16 protein-coding genes are annotated in these 19,347 nt (G+C 66.7%); 11 read left to right on the top strand and 5 right to left on the bottom strand.

Annotation, left to right across the window (positions count from 1 at the left end; translation table 11 throughout):
• Positions 1-46 precede the first annotated feature (46 nt).
• Positions 47-1,222 (top strand): thiolase family protein, encoded by a 1,176-nt coding sequence (locus AT701_RS11285; RefSeq protein ID WP_014877339.1) that lies wholly within the window; start codon positions 47-49, stop codon positions 1,220-1,222.
• 64 nt (positions 1,223-1,286) lie between these two features.
• Here the strand turns inward: AT701_RS11285 and AT701_RS11290 are convergent, their stop codons facing one another.
• The gene (locus AT701_RS11290) at positions 1,287-2,039 is read right to left on the bottom strand and encodes a TetR/AcrR family transcriptional regulator (protein ID WP_174519581.1); all 753 of its coding nucleotides are present in this window, start codon (positions 2,037-2,039) and stop codon (positions 1,287-1,289) included.
• A 270-nt stretch (positions 2,040-2,309) separates the two neighbouring features.
• Between AT701_RS11290 and AT701_RS11300 the strand changes: the two genes are divergently transcribed.
• The 8 genes from AT701_RS11300 to AT701_RS11335 all read left to right on the top strand — a co-directional run bounded on the left by AT701_RS11300 (position 2,310) and on the right by AT701_RS11335 (position 10,857).
• Positions 2,310-3,074: a crotonase/enoyl-CoA hydratase family protein gene (locus AT701_RS11300; RefSeq protein ID WP_011728235.1), complete on the top strand. Its 765-nt coding sequence runs from the start codon at positions 2,310-2,312 to the stop codon at positions 3,072-3,074.
• Between the two features lie 9 nt (positions 3,075-3,083).
• Positions 3,084-3,881: an SDR family NAD(P)-dependent oxidoreductase gene (locus AT701_RS11305; RefSeq protein WP_011728236.1), complete on the top strand. Its 798-nt coding sequence runs from the start codon at positions 3,084-3,086 to the stop codon at positions 3,879-3,881.
• Positions 3,882-4,017: 136 nt separating this feature from the next.
• Entirely contained in the window at positions 4,018-4,839 is an 822-nt protein-coding gene (locus tag AT701_RS11310; RefSeq protein WP_003893601.1) for an enoyl-CoA hydratase, read from the top strand.
• A 14-nt stretch (positions 4,840-4,853) separates the two neighbouring features.
• Positions 4,854-6,104: an amidohydrolase family protein gene (locus AT701_RS11315; protein WP_011728237.1), complete on the top strand. Its 1,251-nt coding sequence runs from the start codon at positions 4,854-4,856 to the stop codon at positions 6,102-6,104.
• Positions 6,105-6,107: 3 nt separating this feature from the next.
• Positions 6,108-7,736 (top strand): acyl-CoA synthetase, encoded by a 1,629-nt coding sequence (locus AT701_RS11320; protein ID WP_058125836.1) that lies wholly within the window; start codon positions 6,108-6,110, stop codon positions 7,734-7,736.
• Complete coding sequence (locus tag AT701_RS11325; protein WP_003893604.1) at positions 7,733-8,587, top strand: amidohydrolase family protein; 855 nt, start codon at positions 7,733-7,735, stop codon at positions 8,585-8,587. Before AT701_RS11320 ends, AT701_RS11325 begins: the two co-directional genes overlap by 4 nt.
• A 4-nt stretch (positions 8,588-8,591) precedes the next feature.
• A complete protein-coding gene (locus AT701_RS11330) occupies positions 8,592-9,641 on the top strand; it encodes an acyl-CoA dehydrogenase family protein (protein WP_003893605.1) in 1,050 nt (349 codons plus the stop codon).
• A 25-nt stretch (positions 9,642-9,666) separates the two neighbouring features.
• The gene (locus tag AT701_RS11335) at positions 9,667-10,857 is read left to right on the top strand and encodes an acyl-CoA dehydrogenase family protein (protein ID WP_058125837.1); all 1,191 of its coding nucleotides are present in this window, start codon (positions 9,667-9,669) and stop codon (positions 10,855-10,857) included.
• Positions 10,858-10,878: 21 nt separating this feature from the next.
• On the opposite strand, the gene AT701_RS11340 is transcribed toward AT701_RS11335, so the two are convergent.
• On the bottom strand, positions 10,879-12,114 hold the full coding sequence (locus tag AT701_RS11340; protein WP_058125838.1) for an amidohydrolase family protein: 1,236 nt from the start codon (positions 12,112-12,114) through the stop codon (positions 10,879-10,881).
• Between the two features lie 93 nt (positions 12,115-12,207).
• Positions 12,208-13,356 carry a thiolase family protein gene (locus AT701_RS11345; protein ID WP_058125839.1) on the bottom strand — a complete coding sequence of 383 codons (1,149 nt, stop codon included), beginning with the start codon at positions 13,354-13,356 and terminating at the stop codon, positions 12,208-12,210.
• A 239-nt stretch (positions 13,357-13,595) separates the two neighbouring features.
• Here AT701_RS11345 and AT701_RS11350 point away from each other — a divergent pair, with 239 nt between their 5' ends.
• Positions 13,596-15,800 (top strand): molybdopterin-containing oxidoreductase family protein, encoded by a 2,205-nt coding sequence (locus tag AT701_RS11350; RefSeq protein ID WP_042510633.1) that lies wholly within the window; start codon positions 13,596-13,598, stop codon positions 15,798-15,800.
• Positions 15,797-17,323, top strand: a complete 1,527-nt coding sequence (locus tag AT701_RS11355; protein WP_058125840.1) for an aldehyde dehydrogenase family protein — start codon at positions 15,797-15,799, stop codon at positions 17,321-17,323. The genes AT701_RS11350 and AT701_RS11355 overlap by 4 nt, the downstream gene beginning before the upstream one ends.
• Before the next feature lie 32 nt (positions 17,324-17,355).
• Here AT701_RS11355 and AT701_RS11360 read toward each other — a convergent pair whose 3' ends face one another.
• Both AT701_RS11360 and AT701_RS11365 read right to left on the bottom strand, forming a co-directional pair.
• Positions 17,356-18,096, bottom strand: coding sequence for a TetR/AcrR family transcriptional regulator (locus tag AT701_RS11360; RefSeq protein ID WP_011728245.1), 741 nt, complete (start codon positions 18,094-18,096; stop codon positions 17,356-17,358).
• Positions 18,097-18,098: 2 nt separating this feature from the next.
• On the bottom strand, positions 18,099-19,307 hold the full coding sequence (locus tag AT701_RS11365; protein WP_011728246.1) for a cytochrome P450: 1,209 nt from the start codon (positions 19,305-19,307) through the stop codon (positions 18,099-18,101).
• Between the last annotated feature and the right edge of the window lie 40 nt (positions 19,308-19,347).

The raw sequence follows: 19,347 nt of genomic DNA on the forward strand, positions 1-19,347 counted from the left end.
AGCTGCTAACGTTACATCAGTACTCGATATCGTAAAGGTGAAAATCATGCCCAAACCCGTCATCGTCGGTGCCGCCCGCACGGCCATCGGGCGGTCCTTCAAAGGAACTCTGGTCAACACCCCGCCGGAGACGCTGATCACCACGGTGCTGCCGGAGATCGTGCGGCGCTCAGGCGTCGACCCGGCCGACATCGATGACATCATCTTCGCCGAGTCCCATTACGGCGGAGGCGATCTCGCCCGCTATGCGGCCGACGCGACGGGTCTGCAGCACGTGCCGGGACAGTCGGTCAACCGGCACTGCGCGGGCAGCCTCACCGCGATCGGCAACGCCGCCGCGCAGATCGGGTCGGGTATGGAACGTGTGCTCATCGCCGGCGGCGTGCAGTCGTTGTCGATGACCCCGCTGGTGAACTGGCGCATTCCCGGGCCAGAGCTGAAGTTCGAAGAGCGCTGGATGCCGCCGACGCACGTCGAGACACCGGACGCGCCGACCAAGGACATGTCGATCACGGTCGGCTGGAACACCGCGCAGGCCGCAGGCATCAGCCGTGAGGAGATGGACGCGTGGGCGGCCCGGTCGCATCAGCGCGCGATCGCGGCGATCGACGCGGGCAAGTTCCTCGACGAAATCGTGCCGCTCAAGGTCACCCAGTTCGACGGTTCGGTGATCGACTTCAGCGTCGACGAGCACCCCCGCCGCGACACGACCGTCGAGAAGCTCGCGGGCCTGAAGGTTCTGCATCCCGAAATCGAGGGCTTCTCGATCACGGCGGGCAACAGCAGCGGTACCAACGACGCCGCGGCGGGCGTCGCGGTGGTCGACAGCGAGTATGCCGCCGCCAACGGCCTGAACGTCATGGCCACCGTGAGGGCATGGGGCGCCGTCGGTGTCCCGCCGCGCGACACCGGTCTGGGCGGCGTCAGGGTGATCGGCAAGGTGCTGGACCGCGCGGGGCTCAAGCCGTCGGACGTCGCGCTGTGGGAGATCAACGAGGCGTTCGCATCCGTGCCGATCGCGGCGTGCAAGGAGTACGGCCTCGACGAGGAACTGGTGAACTTCAACGGCAGCGGCTGCAGCCTGGGGCATCCGATCGCGGCGTCGGGCGCGCGCATGGTCACGACCCTGGTCTACGAACTGCAGCGCCGCGGCGGCGGCATCGGCGTCGCCGCGATGTGTGCCGGCGGCGGGCAGGGCGGCGCGGTCGTCATCGAGGTCTAACGGACATGGCTCTGTGTTCCCGGCAGCATGTCGCCCGCGACCGGGGACACAGATCCGCAGATCGTCAGCCCGCGGTGACTTTCCGGCGCGTCTTCTTGGCCGGCTTCTCCTCGATCAGCCGCGCGGCATGGTCGAGGATGCACTTCAGCCCGTACTCGAAGTTCTGCTCGTCGGCCGCACCGATGCGATGTCCCTCGCTGGTGACCTGCGCCAGCAGCGGCGTGGTCTCCGGGTCGATCACCATGGCCTCTTCGAAGTCCCCGGGCGCGTTGTCGTTGGCGCGGTTTTTCTCGTAGAGCCGGTGCAGGACAACCGATCCGCGGACGTGGACCGACACGGCCGAGTAGGTGTCGAACGCGTCCTCGACCGACAGCCCCGCCTCTACCAGTCCGGCGATCGCGGACTCGACCTCCTGTACGCCGACGCGCGCGGCGCGCGGGCTCAGCGCCGAGCGGATCAGGATGAGGTCACACAGGATGGGGTTGCCCATGAAGGCTTTCCGCATGGTGCGCGCGTGGTTGGCCAGCGATTCGCGCCAGTCCTTGGCCTCCACGTAGGGGGTGGCGACGACGAATTCGCGCAGCGCGCGATCGGTCATCGCGTTGAGCAGATCATCCTTTTTGCGGAAGTACCAGTAGATGCTTGTGACGCCGACGCCGAGATGCTTGCCCAGCAGGGGCATGCTCAGATTGTCGATCGAAACCTTTTCGGCCAGTTCGAAAGCGCCCTTGATGATGTCTTCGGGATTGATGGAACCGCGTTCGCGCCGTTGGCGTTTCTCAGCGGCCGGTTGCTTTGCCACAGCGGGCACCTCCATCAAAATCCATACCGCTCATGTCGTCGGCGCGCGGCCGGTCGATGGCGCCGAGTATGCCGTCGGCCGACGCCTGAACTGCGCCGATGCATGCGCGTCGTCGGGTAACAACACCGTCAACCTTACCGGTAGGCATCCTGTGATCCGCTCTCCACCGGCGTCCGGCCTGTCGTTCACAGCGGTCGGCGCCGAATCACCGGATTACCGTAATCCCTATAGTAGGCTTTTCCGGGTCAATGTCGGTGAGCTCGCCCACGAGCTGAAGGGGCAAGGGTGTCAGAAGAAGTAGTCCTGAGGGAGCGTCGTGATCGGACGCTCATCATCACGATCAACCGGCCGGAAGCGCGCAATGCGTTCAATCTCGCGGTGGCCAAGGGGCTTGCCGAGGCGGTCGACGAACTCGACGACACCCAAGAGCTTTCCGTGGGCATCATCACCGGTGCGGGTGGCACCTTCTGTGCCGGTATGGATCTCAAGGGTTTCGCCTCCGGTGAGCTGCCGCACGTGCCGGGCCGCGGAATCGGCTTCACCGAGAAGCCGCCCCGCAAACCGCTCATCGCCGCGGTGGAAGGCTACGCGCTGGCGGGAGGCACCGAGATCGTGCTGGCCACCGACCTCGTCGTGGCGAGCAGGACCGCGAAGTTCGGCATCCCCGAGGTGAAGCGCGGACTGGTCGCCGCGGGCGGCGGTCTGCTGCGGCTGCCCAAGCGCATCCCGTACCAGAAGGCGCTCGAGCTCGCGCTGACCGGTGACAACTTCACCGCCGAGGAGGCTGCCGCCTGGGGCTTCGTCAACAAGCTGACCGAGCCAGGAGAGGCGCTGGCCGGTGCCCTCGAGCTCGCCGAGCGCATCACCGCCAACGGCCCACTGGCCGTCGCGGTCACCAAGGAGGTGATCGTCAAGTCGGCCGAGTGGTCGGAGGCCGAGATGTGGAAGAAACAGGGTGAGTTGATCGGGCCGGTCTTCTCGTCGAAGGACGCGATCGAAGGCGCCACTGCGTTCGCCGAGAAACGCAAACCCAACTGGACAGGTTCCTGACCCACCGCGATGGATCTCGGGTTCGGAGGCGCGGCCGCCGCAGTCGTCGGTGGTGGCCGCGGTATGGGATTCGCGACGGCGCAATGCCTGGCCGATGACGGTGCCCGCGTCGCCGTCATCGGGCGGTCGAAAGACGTCCTGGAGACCGCGGCATCGGATCTCGCGCGCCGCGGCAGCCCTGACGCCATCGCGATCGTCGCCGACACCGGTGATGCCGAGCAAGTCGAGCGCGCGTTCGCCGAGATCGGTGAACGGTGGGACGGCGAGCTCAACGTCCTGATCAACACCGTCGGCCCCGGCGCCGCAGGCGATTTCGAGGAGCTCACCGACGGGCAGTGGCAGGAGGCGTTCGACGCGGGCGTGATGGGCATGGTGCGGTGCGTCCGGGCCGCACTGCCGCTGCTGCGCAAGGCCGAGTGGGCGCGCATCGTCAACTTCTCAGCGCACTCCACGCAGCGGCAGAGCACCAGACTGCCCGCCTACACGGCCGCCAAGGCCGCGGTGAACAGCGTCTCGAAGAACCTGTCCCTGCTGCTGGCCAAGGACGAGATCATGGTGAACGTCGTCTCGCCGGGCAGCATCTCGTCGGAGGCGTTGGTGGGCTGGGCGGAATCGGTCGGCGTGGACGGCAGCGATCCGTACCAGTTGATGGCGGCCATCGACGAGCACTTCGGGCATCCCGCGCATCTGCCGCGTGCCGGTCTCCCGAGTGAGATCGGGCCGGTGGCAGCGTTTCTGGCGTCCAGGCGCAACTCGTACATGACCGGTGCGAACATCAACGTCGACGGCGGCAGTGACTTCACCTGAAGAGCACGTCGTAGCAGGTCAAGGCCAGTTCACGGCCCCGTGTCGACATGGTCCGGAGGCTTGCGGAATGCTCTACCGATAGGTATACAGTATCTATGCCCGAACGGCCTTCGCAGCGTCAGGGGGTACCCGCACGGTGAGCGTCGCAGAAACCGGCACGAGCGATGCCGTGCGCTACGAGGTCAACGATGCCGGCGTCGCGGTGATCACGCTCAACCGCCCCGAGCGGCTCAACTCCTGGGGCGCCGACATCTCCGCCGGTGTCTACGCGAGCTTCGACCGCGCCGAGGCCGATCCGGCCGTGCGGGCGATCGTGCTGACCGGCACGGGGCGGGGGTTCTGCGCCGGCGCCTACATGGGTGAAATGGCCTCGCTCGGCGAATCGATCAGCGGCGACACCGATGTCAGCAAGATCGTCGGCGAGCGTCACCCGCATTTCCTCACCACGCTGCGCAAGCCGGTGATCGCCGCGATCAACGGCGCCTGCGTCGGCATCGGTCTGACCCACGCGTTGATGTGCGACATCCGATTCGCCGCGGCAGGAGCCAAGTTCGCCACCGCATTCCCGCGCCGCGGGCTCATCGGGGAGTACGGCATCACCTGGATCCTGCCGCGCCTGGCGGGCTGGGGCGCCGCGGCGGACCTGCTGCTGTCAGGCCGGACGTTCCTCGCCGAGGAGGCCTTGCAGCTCGGTCTGGTCAAAGAAGTCGTCGAACCCGAGAACCTGCTGACTCGCGCCCTGGAGTACGCCGAAGACCTCGCGCGCAACTGCTCACCGGCGTCGATGGCCGTCATCAAGCGTCAGCTCTACGGCGACGCGACCGATGTGGTCACCGACGTCAGTGACCGCGCCGTGACGCTCATGCACGAATCGATGGTGCGTCCCGACCTCATCGAGGGCATCACCGCGTTCTTCGAGAAACGCCCACCGAACTTCCCGCCGCTCGCCGCCGAGTAAACCAAAGGACCGCCATGACCACCGACCCGGAACGGTTGCCCTACCTGGCCGTCGACGTCGACAACCACTACTACGAACCACTGGATGCGTTCACACGACACCTGCCCAAGGAGTTCCGCAGCCGCGGAGTGCAGATGCTGACCGACGGCAAGCGCACGTACGCGGTGTTCGGCGGCGTGGTCAACCACTTCATCCCGAACCCGTCGTTCGACCCCATCATCGAACCGGGCTGCCTGGATCTGCTGTTCCGCGGCGAGGTTCCCGAAGGCGTCGATCCGGCGTCGCTGATGAAGGTCGACCGCCTGACCGACCATCCCGAGTACCAGAACCGCGATGCCCGGGTGGCGGTGCTGGACCGCCAGCGCCTGGAGACGGTGTTCATGCTGCCGACCTTCGCGTGCGGTGTCGAGGAGGGCCTCAAGCACGACATCGGCGCCACCATGGCATCGATCCACGCCTTCAACCTGTGGCTCGACGAGGACTGGGGCTTCGACCGTCCCGACGGCCGTATCATCGCCGCGCCGATCATCTCGCTGGCCGATCCCGAAAAGGCCGTCGGGGAAGTGGAATTCGTGCTCGGCCGCGGCGCCAAGCTTGTCTGCGTGCGGCCCGCACCGGTGCCGGGACTCGTGCGCCCGCGCTCACTGGGCGACCCCGTGCACGACCCGGTGTGGGCGCGCCTGGCCGAGGCCGGCGTGCCCGTGGTGTTCCACCTTTCCGACTCCGGGTACATGGCGATCCCCGCACTGTGGGGAGGTAGCGGGGTGTTCAAGGGCTTCGGCAAGCGCGACCCGCTGGACATGGTGATCATGGACGACCGCGCCATCCACGACACCATCGCCTCGATGATCGTGCACCAGGTGTTCACGCGGCATCCGAAACTCAAAGTCGTCAGCATCGAGAACGGGTCGTACTTCGTCTACCGACTCATCAAGCGGCTCAAGAAATCCGCCAACAACGCGCCGTACCACTACAAGGAAGATCCGGTCGAGCAGCTCAAGAACCACGTGTGGATCGCGCCGTACTACGAGGACGACGTCAAGCTGCTCGCCGACACCATCGGCGTGGACAAGATACTGTTCGGCTCGGACTGGCCGCACGGGGAAGGCCTGGCGGATCCGACCTCTTTCACCGCCGACATCCCACAGTTCCCCGAATTCAGCCACGAGGACACCCGTAGGGTCATGCGGCACAACGCACTGGAACTGCTCGGCGACCCCGACCGCACCGCGCCGGGCGCGCGTCACCTGGCCGCCTCGGTGTAGCCGATGCCCGAGTGGACGATAGGCGGTGTCGTCGACGCCATCGCCGAGGCCGTTCCGGACCGCGAGATGACGGTGTGCGGCGCGCGCCGCACAACGTTCGCGCAGGGCGCCGACCGCACACGCCGGATCGCCAATTTCCTTGCCGGCCAAGGACTGGGCGCGCACCGCGAACGCCGCGAGCTCAACCGGTGGGAGTGCGGCCAGGACCGTGTCGCGCTCATCATGCACAACGACCAGTACCCGGACCTGGTGATCGGATGCCTCAAGGCGCGCACCGTGCCGGTCAATGTCAACTACTACTACTCGCCGCGCGAGGTCGCCGAACTGCTGGATCATCTGCGGCCCAGCGCCGTGGTGTACCACCGTTCCCTCGGAGCGAAATTCGCCGACGTGCTGCCGCCGCGGAGCGCGCGCCTGCTGATCTGCGTCGACGACGGACCCGGACCCGACCTACCGGGTGCGATCCCGCTCGACGACGCACTGGCACAAAGTGGTTCGGACTGTGTGGCGCCCGCATCCCCCGACGATTTGCTGATGATCTGCACGGGTGGCACCACCGGCAGGCCCAAGGCGGTCATGTGGCGCCAGGGCGACATCTACGTGTCATCGATGAACGGCGCCGACCACGACGACGCATCCGAGATCCACGCCAAGGTCGCCAACGCGGGTCCACCGTGGTTCGCGGTGTCGCCGCTCATGCACGCCGCCGGCCTGTGGACGGCGTTCTCGGGTCTGCTCTCCGGGCAGACCGTCGTACTTCACGACACCAAGCCGAGATTCGATCCACGCGCGGTGCTCGAGACCGCCGAGCGCGAGAAGGTCGGACTGATGACCATGGTGGGCGACGCGTACGCGGCGCCGATCGTCGAGGAACTTCGCCGCCGCACCTACGATCTGTCGTCGCTGTTCGCGATCGGCACCGGCGGCGCGGCCACCAACCTCAAACATCAGCAGGCGCTGTTGGACCACATCCCGCAGATCACGCTGATCAACGGCTTCGGATCGTCGGAGACCGGCAACATGGGCTTCGGCCACAGTCAGCGGGGAAACCACGCCGAGACGTTCCAGTTGCGGGCCGGCGGGTTGGTGCTGGCCGAGGACCACTCGCGGTTTCTGACGCCGGGGGAGCAGGGTGTGGGCTGGGTCGCGCGCAACGGCCGGATCCCGTTGGGCTACTTCGACGATGAGGCCGCCACCGCCAACACCTTCCCCGAGGTCGAGGGGCAACGGGTCGTCGTCTCCGGCGACCGCGCTGCGTTGGAGGCCGACGGCACCCTGCGCCTGTACGGCCGTGACTCGCTCGTGGTCAACACCGGCGGCGAGAAGGTGTTCGTCGAAGAGGTCGAAGAAGTGCTGCGGGCCCACGCCGCGGTTGCCGACGCGCTGGTGGTCGGCAGACCCAGTGAACGCTGGGGTGAGGAGATCGTGGCGATCGTGGCGTTGCGGGACAACCACGGTTCGGACCATGACGTGACGGGCGAGGCACTGCGCGAGCACTGCTCGACGCGGCTGGCACGGTTCAAGACGCCCAAGGACGTGATGTTCGTCGAACAGGTCCGCAGGCTGGGGAACGGGAAGGCCGACTACCGGTGGGCGAAAGCCCATGCCGCGCAACGGGTGGAGATGGCATGACGGAATCACCGGCGGGGCGGGCCATCGACTGCCTGGCCAACGTGCACTTCGGTGAGACGCAGAATCAGCCTGCGTTCATGACCAAGGTCCGCGACGACTACTTCAAGGGCCCGAAGTCGATGTACGACCCGATCGACCTCGGCGCACTGCTCGAGGAGATGGACGCCAACGGCGTCGAACGCGCGATCCTCATGGACAACCTCACCAAGCCGTCGGTCACGGCACGCAAGTTCGTGGAGGCCCACCCCGAACGGTTCGCCCTCGCGATGGGCGGGGTGAATCTGCTGCGCCCCATCCCGTCGCTGCGCGAGTTGGCCGCCGCGGTCCGCGACCTGCCTGTCGCGTACGCGGTTGTGGGGCCGAGCTTCTGGGGCGACGGCCAGTATCCGCCCAGCGACGCCGTGTACTACCCGCTGTACACCAAGTGCGCCGAACTGGACCTGCCGCTGTGCGTCAACACCGGCCTGCCCGGGCCGCCGATTCCCGGTGAGGTGCAGAACCCCATCCACCTGGACCGGGTGTGCGTGCGGTTCCCCGAACTGAGGCTGTGCATGATCCACGGCGCCGATCCATGGTGGGACATAGCCATCCGCATGCTGATCAAGTACAAGAACCTGCGGCTGATGACCTCCGCGTGGTCACCGAAACGGCTGCCGGAGAGCCTGTTGCACTACATGCGCACGCGCGGCCCGGACAAGATCATCTTCGCCTCCGATTTCCCGGTGCTGCGGATGAACCGCGTGGTCCCCGAGGCGCGCGCGCTGGATCTGCCGCCCGACGTACTCGACAACTACCTCTACCACAACGCCGCGGAGTTCTTCTTCGGCGGTCGCCAACCACAGGAGTTCTGAGGCCATGGATCGTTACGAACTGCGCAGGCTCGACTACAGCCTGTCCGAGGATCACATCGACCTGCAGAACGCATACCGGCAGTTCTTCAAGACCCACTGCTCGATAGAGGCCGTACGCGCTGCCGAGGCAACAGGATTCGACAAGAGCCTGTGGGAACGGCTGTGCGCGATGGGGGCCACCACGATGGCGCTGCCGGAGTCCGTCGGCGGTGACGGCGCGACCCTGGTCGACCTGACGCTGGTCGCCGAGGAGATCGGGCGGGCGCTGGCGCCCGTGCCGTGGATCGACCACGTCGTCGCCGCCCGGCTGCTGGATCGGCTCGGCGCACTGCCTCCGAGGTCGGAGATCCTCGACGGCACACACTTGGTCGGATTCGACGCACAGCAGGTGCCGCCCACCGGTTCCCGGCTGATCGGGTCCGCGTCGATCGCCGACCACATCGTCATCCGCGACGGCGACGACGTGGTGCAGCTGAGCTTCTCGACGCGTCCAACCAAGGTGGACAACATCGGAAAGCTGCCGATGGCGTGGGTCGACCCGGCCGCCGCCGACCACCGCGTCGTCCTGGGCAGCGGGCCCCAAGCGCTCGCGCACCATCAGCGTGCCCTCGACGAGTGGCGGCTGCTGACCGCAGCGGCGTTGGTGGGGCTGGTCGAGGAGACCATGACCATCGCGGCCGAGTTCGCGAAAACCCGTTACACACTGGGTGTCCCGATATCCACGCTGCAGGCCATCTCGCACCCCCTGGCCAACATGGCGATCACGGTCCGCAGCGGTCGCGGCCTGTCGCACCGGGCCGCGTGGTTCCTGGACAACGAGCCCGACGAACGCCCCGAGCTCGCGCCGTCGGCCTTCGTTTTCATGGCCGAGGAGGCCGCGAAGGCCGCGACCATGGCCGTGCACATCCAGGGTGGGCTGGGGGTGTCGGCCGAGGCCGCCGCGACGGCCTACCTGGTGCGGGCGCGGGGCTGGCCGCTGGCCGGCGGCGATCCGGGGGCGACGGCAGTGCACATCGCCGACATCGTCGCCACGCGCGAAGCCGCTCAGGTCTAGGACGCAGGTCGAACAGGAAGCCCACATGGACTTTTCACACGTTGAGCTCTCATCCGAGGACGCGGCGTTCCGCGAGGAACTGCGCGCGTTCCTGGCGCAGATCGTCACCGAGGACGTCATCCGGCGCGACCGTGAAACCGGTGACAACTTCGATGAGGGCGTGCACCTGGCGCTCGGGCAGGCCGGATACCTGGAGCGCGAATTCAAATCCGAGCAGGACGGCGGGTTCACCCGCGTTCAGCGGCGCATTTGGGCGCTGGAGCGGCGCCGCGCCGAGGTGCCGTGGGTGACATGGGGCACCACCATCATGATCGCCCGGTCGGTCGCCAACTTCGCCTCACCCGAGATCCGCGACGACGTGCTGCGCGGGGTGTGCGACGGCACCGTGCGGATGTGTCTGGGTTACACCGAACCCGAGGGCGGCTCGGACGTTGCGACGTGCAAGACCCGCGCGGTGCGGGACGGCGACCAGTGGGTGATAAACGGCTCCAAGATGTTCACCACAGGTGCCCACAACTGCCAGTACGTCTTCCTGATCACCAACACCGACCCGGACGCCCCGAAACACAAGAGCCTCACCATGTTCCTGGTGCCGCTGGACACCCCGGGCATCGAGATCCAGGGCATCCGCACCGTCGACGGTGACCGCACCAACATCGTCTACTACTCCGACGTGCGTGTCGACGACAAGTACCGCCTCGGTGAGGTCAACGGCGGTTGGTCGGTGGTGCGTGAACCGCTCGACGCCGAGCACGGCGCGGTGGCCGCGGCCCACGACGGCCTCGACGACGTGGCGATCATGACGCACCAGGCGACATTCATGGCCCACGCCGCCGACAACGTCGCCGCGCTGGTCGGCACGCGTGACGCCGCCGGCCGCTCACCCGTCGATGACGGCTCGGTCGCATATCGGCTGGGGCGCAGCTTCGCCCGGCTCGAGGCATCGCTGTCCACCCCCAGCATCTTCGGCCGCGTCGCGATGGCACAGACCATGCGCGACATCTCGCCGGATCTCATGGACATCGCCGGATCGGTGTCCGCGCTGCCGATGGGGGCAGACGGGGGAGCCGACGACCGCAGCGAGTACATCTACCGCTTCGCGCCACTCGTCGGCATCTACGGCGGCACGCTCGAGGTGTTCCGCAACATGATCGCCCAGCACGTGCTGCGTCTCGGCAAGCCCAACTACTCGCCGCCCAAAGCCAGGGCCTCCTAGAGCCCTGCTCGGCAGAGAACTCTACGAAGACGCCGTGAGTGCCGGCGGTTTGACCGCGTCGGGATCGGGGCTGGCGATCGGCAGACCCATGAACCGTCGCGCGTTGTCACCCATGAAATCGTAGGTGCGGCGGATGTCCATGCCCTCGGCGTACTTCCAGTAGCCCTTCGGCTCCGCCAGACCTTCGGGATGCGGGTAATCCGAACCGAACAACACCTTGTCCCATCCGACCGTCTCGACGACGTCGGCGACACAGCCCTCCCAGAACGGGCTGGCCCAGATGTTGCGCCGGAACACGTCGTGCGGGTGTTCTGGGAAGTTTTGCGGCATCTTCTTGTACAGGTCGGCGAAATCGCGGAACAGCGGGAAGATCCAGCTGCTGCCGTTCTCGACGCTGGCGATGCGCAGCCTGGGGAACCTGGTGAGCGTGCCGTGGCAGATCAGCGCGGTGAGCATGTCCGCGATCTCGCGGTGTCCCAGCACCATCCAACGGAAGGCACTCTGCGTCATGAAGTTCTGCGTGTGAGCGGGTTCCCACTTGTTGATGTAGTCGTCGAGCGGCGGGAAACTTGCGTGCAGCACGATCGGCAGCCCGGCCGCCTCGACGTCACGCCAGAACGGGTCGAACTCGGGCAGCGCGGGTGAGCGCCAGCCGTGCAGACCGTTGACCGGCCCGGGTTTGATCAGCGCGGCCTTGGCGCCGTGCTCCAGGATCCAGGCCAGTTCCCGTTGTGCAGCCTCGACTTCCGACAGGTTGATGATCGGCGTGGTGAACAGCCGGTCGGCGTGATTGAACGTCCAGTGCTCCAGGATCCACTCGTTGAGCGCGTGGATGATCGCCAGGGTCAGCTGCGGATCATCGGCGCTGGAATGCTCGACCAGACTGCCCAGCGTCGGGTAGATGAGGGCCTCGACGACGCCTTGGCGGTCGAGTTCTGCGATGCGGTCCTCGGGGTTTCGCGTCGCCGCGGGTGCCTCGATCGGCTTGCCCTGCATCTCGCGCAGCGTCAACCCCTCGGTGTTCTCACCGGCGAAGAACTTCTCGTGGGCACCCGGCGCGGCGACCCGCTCGAACGTGGGGTTGGGGATGAAGTCCGTGACCCGGTTGTTGATCACCACACGAGTCTGACGGCCGATCTGCGCGTACTGCACGGCCCGCCGGTACCTCTCGGGGAGGAACTTGGTGAGTGCCTCGGCCGTCTCGTACATGTGCTGATCGGCATCGAAGATCGGTGCGTCCGTGAACTGCTCGGTCATGTCGGTCGGTTCCTTTTTTCTTGCGCGAGCAGACGCGAAACTGCGCATTTTTCTTTCGAAAGAGGGCAGGTTTGCGTCTGCTGGCATGGAAGTTCAGCGAGTGAGAATCGTGGCGCCCGCGGTGCCTGGCGCGCCGTAGAGCTGGGCGAATCCGACCTTCGGTTCGCCGGGCACCTGGCGGTCACCGGCCTCGCCGCGCAATTGGCGCACCAGTTCGTGGATCTGGCGCAGACCGGACGCGCCGATCGGCTCGCCGTTGGCGATCAGCCCGCCGTCGGTGTTGACCGGCAGCGACCCGCCGATCTCGGTGGCGCCGTCGGCGAGCAGCTTCTCCTGGTCGCCGTGCGCGCAGAACCCGCACTCGGCCATGTGGATGATCTCGGCGCCCGCATCGGTGTCCTGCAGCTGGATCACGTCGACGTCTTCCGGCGCCACCCCGGCCTTTTCGAACGCCGCGCGAGCCGCATAGACCGTCGGCGCGACATCCTCCTCGACCGGTGCGCACGTCGTGTTCACCTCGTAGGCGCCGTAGCGGCGGGTCCGCACCTCGACGGCCTTGAGGTACACGGGTTTGTCGGTGTAGCGGTGGGCGATGTCGGCCCGGCACATCACCACCGCGGCCGCACCTTCGTCCGGTGCGCAGAACATGTACTGCGTGAGCGGATAGTTCAGCATGGTCGAGTTGAGGATGTCGTCCTCGCTGATCGGTTTGCGCCGGAAGGCATTCGGATTGAGTGCGCCGTTGCGGAAGTTCTTGGCCGCGACCCTGGCCAGGGTGCGCCGGGAGATGTTGTGGTCGTGCAGATACCGGTTGGCCTTCATGCCGAAGAACTGCGTGGTGAGGTACTGACCGTTCTCGGCGTACCACTTGGGCATGCCGACGAGCGCGGGATCCTCGGTGAACGCCCCGCGGGGATGCTTGTCCAGGCCGACGGCGATGCCGATGTCGTAGTCGCCGAGGCGGATGCCGTCGGCGCACACCTTGGTGGCGCTCGCGGCCGTCGCGCACGCGTTGAACACGTTGGTGAACGGGATGCCCGAGAGCTCTACCATGCCGACGATCGCGTCCGGGTTGGCGACGGTCCAGCTGCCGCCGGTGGCGGCGCCGATGTCCTTCCAGTCAACCCCGGCATCGGCGACCGCCGCGAAGATCGCGTCGACGCCCATCTGCATCGCGGTCTTGCCCTCGAACCGGCCGAACGGGTGAATGCCGACCCCGATGATCGCTACGTCGTGGGACACGTTTCAGCCCCTTCCCGATGTGCAAGTGAAGGTGATTTCGTCGGTCCGGCCCAATGGCACTGTGCCGTCCTGCATGGCGCCGTCCTTCCGCGAAAAGTCTCGTCACACGAGCCGTCGAACCAAAAGGGTATAGCAACTGTAACTCTTACAGTAATGTGGTTGTGGTGATCGAGAGCGGAGCCGGCCACAAGCCTGAGCACAAGGTGACGTTCTGCCGGATCTGCGAACCGCTGTGCGGAATGATCGCCACGGTCGAGGACGGCAGGCTCACCGCGCTGCGACCCGACAGGGACCATCCGCTGTCGGCCGGCTTCGCGTGCCAGAAAGGCATCGCGTTCGCCGAGGTGGTCAATGACCCGGACCGCATCACCACACCGCTGCGCCGGCGCGCCGACGCGAAACGGCCGGGCAACCGAACCGATGTTCTCGACGGCTTCGAACCGGTCGGCTGGGACGAGGCACTCGACGACATCGCGCACCGGCTCAGCGGTATTCACCGCAGGCACGGCTCCGGCGCGGTGGCCTGGTACATGGGCAACCCCGCGGCCTTCAGCTACTCACACCTGTTCGCGGCGATGGCATTCGCCAAGGGCATCGGAGGTGACAGCCACTTCTTCAGCTCGTCGACACAGGACACCAGCAGCCGGTTGCTCGCCAATCAGTTCCTCTACGGTGCGCCGTTCCCGGTGCCGATCCCGGATGTGATGCGTACCGATCTGCTCGTGATGATCGGCGCCAATCCCGTGGTCTCGCATGGGAGTTTCCTGACCGCGCCGCGCCTCAAGGACCGCATGCACGACATCGTCAAGCGTGGTGGGCGCGTCGTGGTCGTCGACCCCCGCCGCAGCGAGACGGCCGCGCAGTTCGAGTGGCTCGGCATCGTCCCCGACACCGACGCGTACTTCCTGCTGTCGCTGCTGCAGGTGATGTTCGACGAGAACCTCGTTGCTCCGCGCGCTGCGACCCAGGCCGACGGACTGGACTGGCTGCGGCGACAGAGTGCGCCGTTCACACCGGAGTCCACCCGCGCGCACACGGGTGTGGAGCCGGAAACCCTTCGGGCGCTGGCCCGCGACCTGGCCGGCACTGCCCGCGCGGCGGTCTACGGCAGGCTCGGCACGTGCGTCGGGCGCCACGGCACCCTGACCACCTACCTCATCGACGCGGTCAACATCGTCGCGGGCAATCTCGACGTGCCCGGCGGAAGTGTGTTCAGCACACTGGGGATGCCCGGTCAGCGGTGGGGCTCGATGGCGATGGGCGCTTCGCTGCGCCGCAGCTACCGCACCAGGCGCACACGTGTAGGCGGGTTCAAGTCGGTGATCGGGGCTGAACCCGCGGCGCTGATGGCCAAGGAGATCACCACGCCCGGTCGCCGTCAGGTCAAGGCGATGTTCATCGGCGCGGGCAACCCGGTGCTCTCGGTGCCCAACGGGCCCGAGTTGGCCGAGGCGCTCGACGCCGCGGAGTTGACCGTCGGGCTGGACCTCTACGTCAACGAGACCACGGCACACTGTGACTATGTCCTGCCCGTGACCACGATGTACGAGCGCGACGACTTCGCCGTCACCTTCCAGATGTTCCAGGCCACCCCGTTCCGACAGGCAACCGAGGCCATGGTGGCGCCCAGAGGGCAGGCGCGCACCGAGTGGGACATCGTCGTGGACCTGATCGGCCGGATGTCGGTGCGCACACCGGTGTTCGCAATGCTGCGGTGTGCGCAGAAGCTTGCCGGGCGACGAGGCAGACGGCTGAACCCGCGGCCGCTGATCGACGGCATGATCCGCATGGCCGACGGTGGCGACCGGTTCGGCCTGCGCCGCGACGGACTGACGTTCCGCAAGCTCGCCGAGGAGCACCCGCACGGTGTGATCGTGGCACCGCACGTGCGCACCGGTGTCCTCGGCGAGGTCGTGGTGTACCCGAAGGGCCGGGTACGCCTCGAGCACGCCGACATCGCCACCGAGATCACCGCGCTGACGCGACGCCGCAACCCGGATGGCTTCGGCCTGCGGATGATCGGTATGCGCGAACCGCGTTCGGAGAACTCGTGGATGCACAACGCGCCGCTGCTCATGCGTGGCCAGCGCATCCAGCGGGCGTTCCTGCACGCCGACGATGCCACGGCGCGCGGGGTGCGTGACGGTGACGTGGTGCGTGTGCGGTCACCCTTTGGACAGATCGACATCGCCGTATCGCTCACCACCGACCTCGTCCGCGGAACGGTCGCGATACCACACGGCTGGGGCCACAACGGAAGTGGTGGTTGGCGGATCGCGAACCGTGCGGGCGGGGCGAACGTCAACGAACTGATGTCCAGCGACCCGCGCGACGTGGAAGCCCTGGCGGGCATGTCGTGGCTCACCGGGGTGCCGGTGGAAGTCGAAACCTGTCACCTCCACTGCGAGAGTGTCGGCGTCGCGGCGGGTGGGAGTTCTGGGTGAGTGACGTCGTGGCCGCTGCCGACAGCGTCGAGATCGGCCGTCGTGCGGCCGCACGGGCCGAGAAGAGGATGCTTATCGACGGTGAACTCGTCGCTGCTGCAGTAGATTTCGAGAACATCAGCCCGGCAACGGGATCGGTGCTCGGCACCACATCGGCCGCATCGGCGGGTGACATGGACGCGGCGATCGGCGCGGCGCGGTGCGCGTTCGACGAGACCGACTGGTCGACCGACCGCGTGCGGCGCCAGAAGGTGCTGCTGCAGCTGCAGGATGCTCTCGAAGCCGAGAAAGAGGATCTGCGTGAGGAATTGATCGCCGAGGTCGGCTGCCCGGCGATGACGACCCAGAACGCCCAGTTGGACTGGCCGCTGGCCGAGGCGCTGCGCTACCCGGCGCGGCTGATCGACGAATTCGAATGGGAACGCGAACTCGACGGCGGTGGACTTTTCGGTGAACGCAACGCGCGCACGGTGGTCAAGGAGCCCGTTGGTGTGGTCGCGGCGATCACGCCGTCGAACTTCCCGATCGAGGTCATCCTCAACAAGCTCGGACCCGCATTGGCCGCGGGGAACACCGTTGTGCTCAAACCGGACCCGAACACGCCGTGGAACGCCACACGGCTCGGCCGGCTGATCGTAGAGCGCACCGACATGCCGCCCGGCGTCGTCAACGTCGTACCTACCCCGTCCAACGGGGTGGCGGCGCTGCTGGGTACCGACCCGCGGGTGGACATGGTGTCGTTCACCGGATCGACCGCCGTGGGCAAGCACCTCATGCGGGTGGGTGCGGACACCATGAAGCGCACGTTTCTCGAACTCGGCGGCAAGTCGGCGATGATCGTGCTCGACGACGCCAAACCGGCACACATCATCCCCGGAGCAATCGGTGCCTGTGTGCACGCCGGGCAGGCGTGCGCGGCCAACACGCGGATGCTGGTGCACCGCAGCCTGTTCGACGAGGCCGTCGCCAATGTGGCGATGGCGTTCGCGGGCATACCCGTGGGTGACCCGGCCCTGCCGACCACGCTCGTGGGCCCCGTCATCAGTGCGGCCGCCAAGCAGCGCGTGCTCGATGCGTGTGAGCGTGCCCGCCGCGACGGCGCCGAGACCGTCGTCGGGGGAGGGGAAGCCGAAGGCCTGCCCGAGCACCTGGCCGGTGGTCACTACGTGGCCCCGACGGTGATCGTCGGCGCCGATCCGCGTTCGGCGATCGCGCAGGAAGAGGTGTTCGGTCCGGTGCTGGTGATGGTCCCGTTCGACGATGACGACGAGGCTGTACGACTCGCCAACGACACGGCCTTCGGCCTTGCCGGTGCGGTGCTCTCGGCGTCGCCGGAACGTGCGATGGGGATCGCGCGGCGAATCCGCACCGGCGCGATCGGGGTCAACGGCGGCATGTACTACGGGGCCGACGCGCCATTCGGTGGTTACAAGAACAGCGGTGTCGGGCGGCAGTGCGGTATCGAGGGGTTCGCACAGTACACCGAGACCAAGACCATCGGATGGCGCCGGCCCCGGACGTGAGTTTTCCGCGAGCAGACACAAAACTGCTCTTTTCAGTGATTTTCGCGCAAGATTGTGTCTGCTCGCGGGGACGAATCTCGCGGCGACGCGGTGAGGTGCTCCGCACGTTCGAGGATGCTGTCGAGGATGTGGTCGAAGTTGGCGGTATCGGCCGCGCCGATCCGGTAGCCGTCGCCGGTGAGCGACGAGATCAGCGGCATGGTCTGGGGATCGATCACCTGTTGCCAATGGTCACGGGGCAGGGGCACGGTCGACGCGCGGTTCTGCAAGCGGTGCAGCACCGCGCTGCTGCGGACCAGCACCTGGATCGCCGAATAGGTCTGGACGGCCTGCTGCGGGCTCAGGCCGGCCTGCACCAGGGCCGCGACCGGTTGCTCGATCTTCTCCAGGGCGTGGCGGGCTGCAGGTGTGCCGCCCGTACCCCGGATGAGGATCAGGTCGCACAGGATGGGGTTCTGCTGAATGGTGTCGCGCATCCGGTGGGCATGGGCGCGCAGTGATTCGCGCCAGGAACCGGCGTCGATCGACGACACCCCGAAGTCGTACTCGCGCAGCGCGAGTTCGGTCATCGCGTCGAGCAGATCGTCCTTGCGGCGGAAGTACCAGTAGATGCTGGTGACGCCCACGTCGAGATGTTTGGCCAGTTGCGGCATGCTGAGGTTGTCGACGGACACCTCACGGGCGACCTCGAAGGCGCCGCTGAGGATCTCGTCGACGGTGATCGACCCGCGTTCGCGGCGCGGACGTCCGCCGCCCGTCGCGGGGGAGGCCATGCTCAGCCCGCCGGGCGGAAGGTCACCGGGATCGCGGTCGGCGATCGGAATGGCTGGCCGAAGATGTGCGGATCGTCGTCGGCGATCAGGCGAAGATCGGTGACACGGTTGAGCAGGGTCTCCATCGCCACACGAGTTTCCATGCGCGCCAGGTGCAAACCCATGCACGTGTGCTCACCCGCGGCGAACGTGATGTGCGGTATGCGTTTACGGAAGATGTCGAACTCCTCGGGACGTTCCCACCGGTTCTCGTCGCGGTTGGCCGATCCGATGCACACGTCGATCACCGCGCCCGCCGGAATCTGTACACCTTCGAGTTCGGTGTCCTTGGTGGCTGAGCGCTGCACCGTGGTCAGCGGTGTCTCGTAACGCAGGCCTTCCTCGATGGCGGCCCCGATGAGGTCGTGGTCGTTCTGCACCGCCGCGAACTGATCGGGGTGGGTGAGAAGCAGATACAGGAGATTTCCCGACGACCGGTAGGTGGTCTCCAATCCCGCGGGCAGCAGCAGCCGAAGGAACGAGTAGATGGCCTCGTCGGTGAGTTTCTCACCATCGATCTCGGCGGTAACCAGGTCGCCGATGATGTCCTCGGTGGGCCTCGAGCGGCGCCGCTCGATCTGGTCGAGAAAGTAGTCCTTGAGGGCCGCCGACGCCTCGAAGGCGCGTTTGTACTTCACGCTGTAGGAGATGAGTTCGACGGCACGCCGACGGAACCACGGCAGGTCCTCCTCGGGTAGTCCGAGGAGCTTCGAGATCACCCGGGTGGGGAACTCGAAGGTGTAGTCGCGGACCAGATCAGCGCTGCCCGTGTCGACGAACTCGTCGACGAGGGCCTCACAGATGGGACGCGCGATCTCGGGTTCCCAGCGCGCCAACGACTTCGACTTGAACGCCGCCGACACCAGGTTGCGGTGATCGCGGTGTGTCTTGCCTTCCATCGCCAGGATGCTCGGACCGATGAACAAGCCGATGGTGCTGTCGTAGATCTTCGAGTTGAACGTCTTGCCGTCCCGGAAGACCGTGTTGACCGCATCGAACGACATCGCCGCGTACTGATGTTCCGGCATGAGCTCTTTCGGCGTCTTCGACCAGTCCATGACCGACCCCCGGAACACGCCTGCCTGGGCGCGGTACCGCGCGAAGATCGGGTACGGGTCACGTAGCAGAGCGGCCGTGTCGACCGCTGGGTCGTCCCGTATCCGACTGTCCACCGCGTACCCCTTCCCGTTCAGGGCATATTACCGTAAAGGT

This window comes from Mycolicibacterium smegmatis (assembly GCF_001457595.1).
GTDB lineage: Bacteria > Actinomycetota > Actinomycetes > Mycobacteriales > Mycobacteriaceae > Mycobacterium > Mycobacterium smegmatis.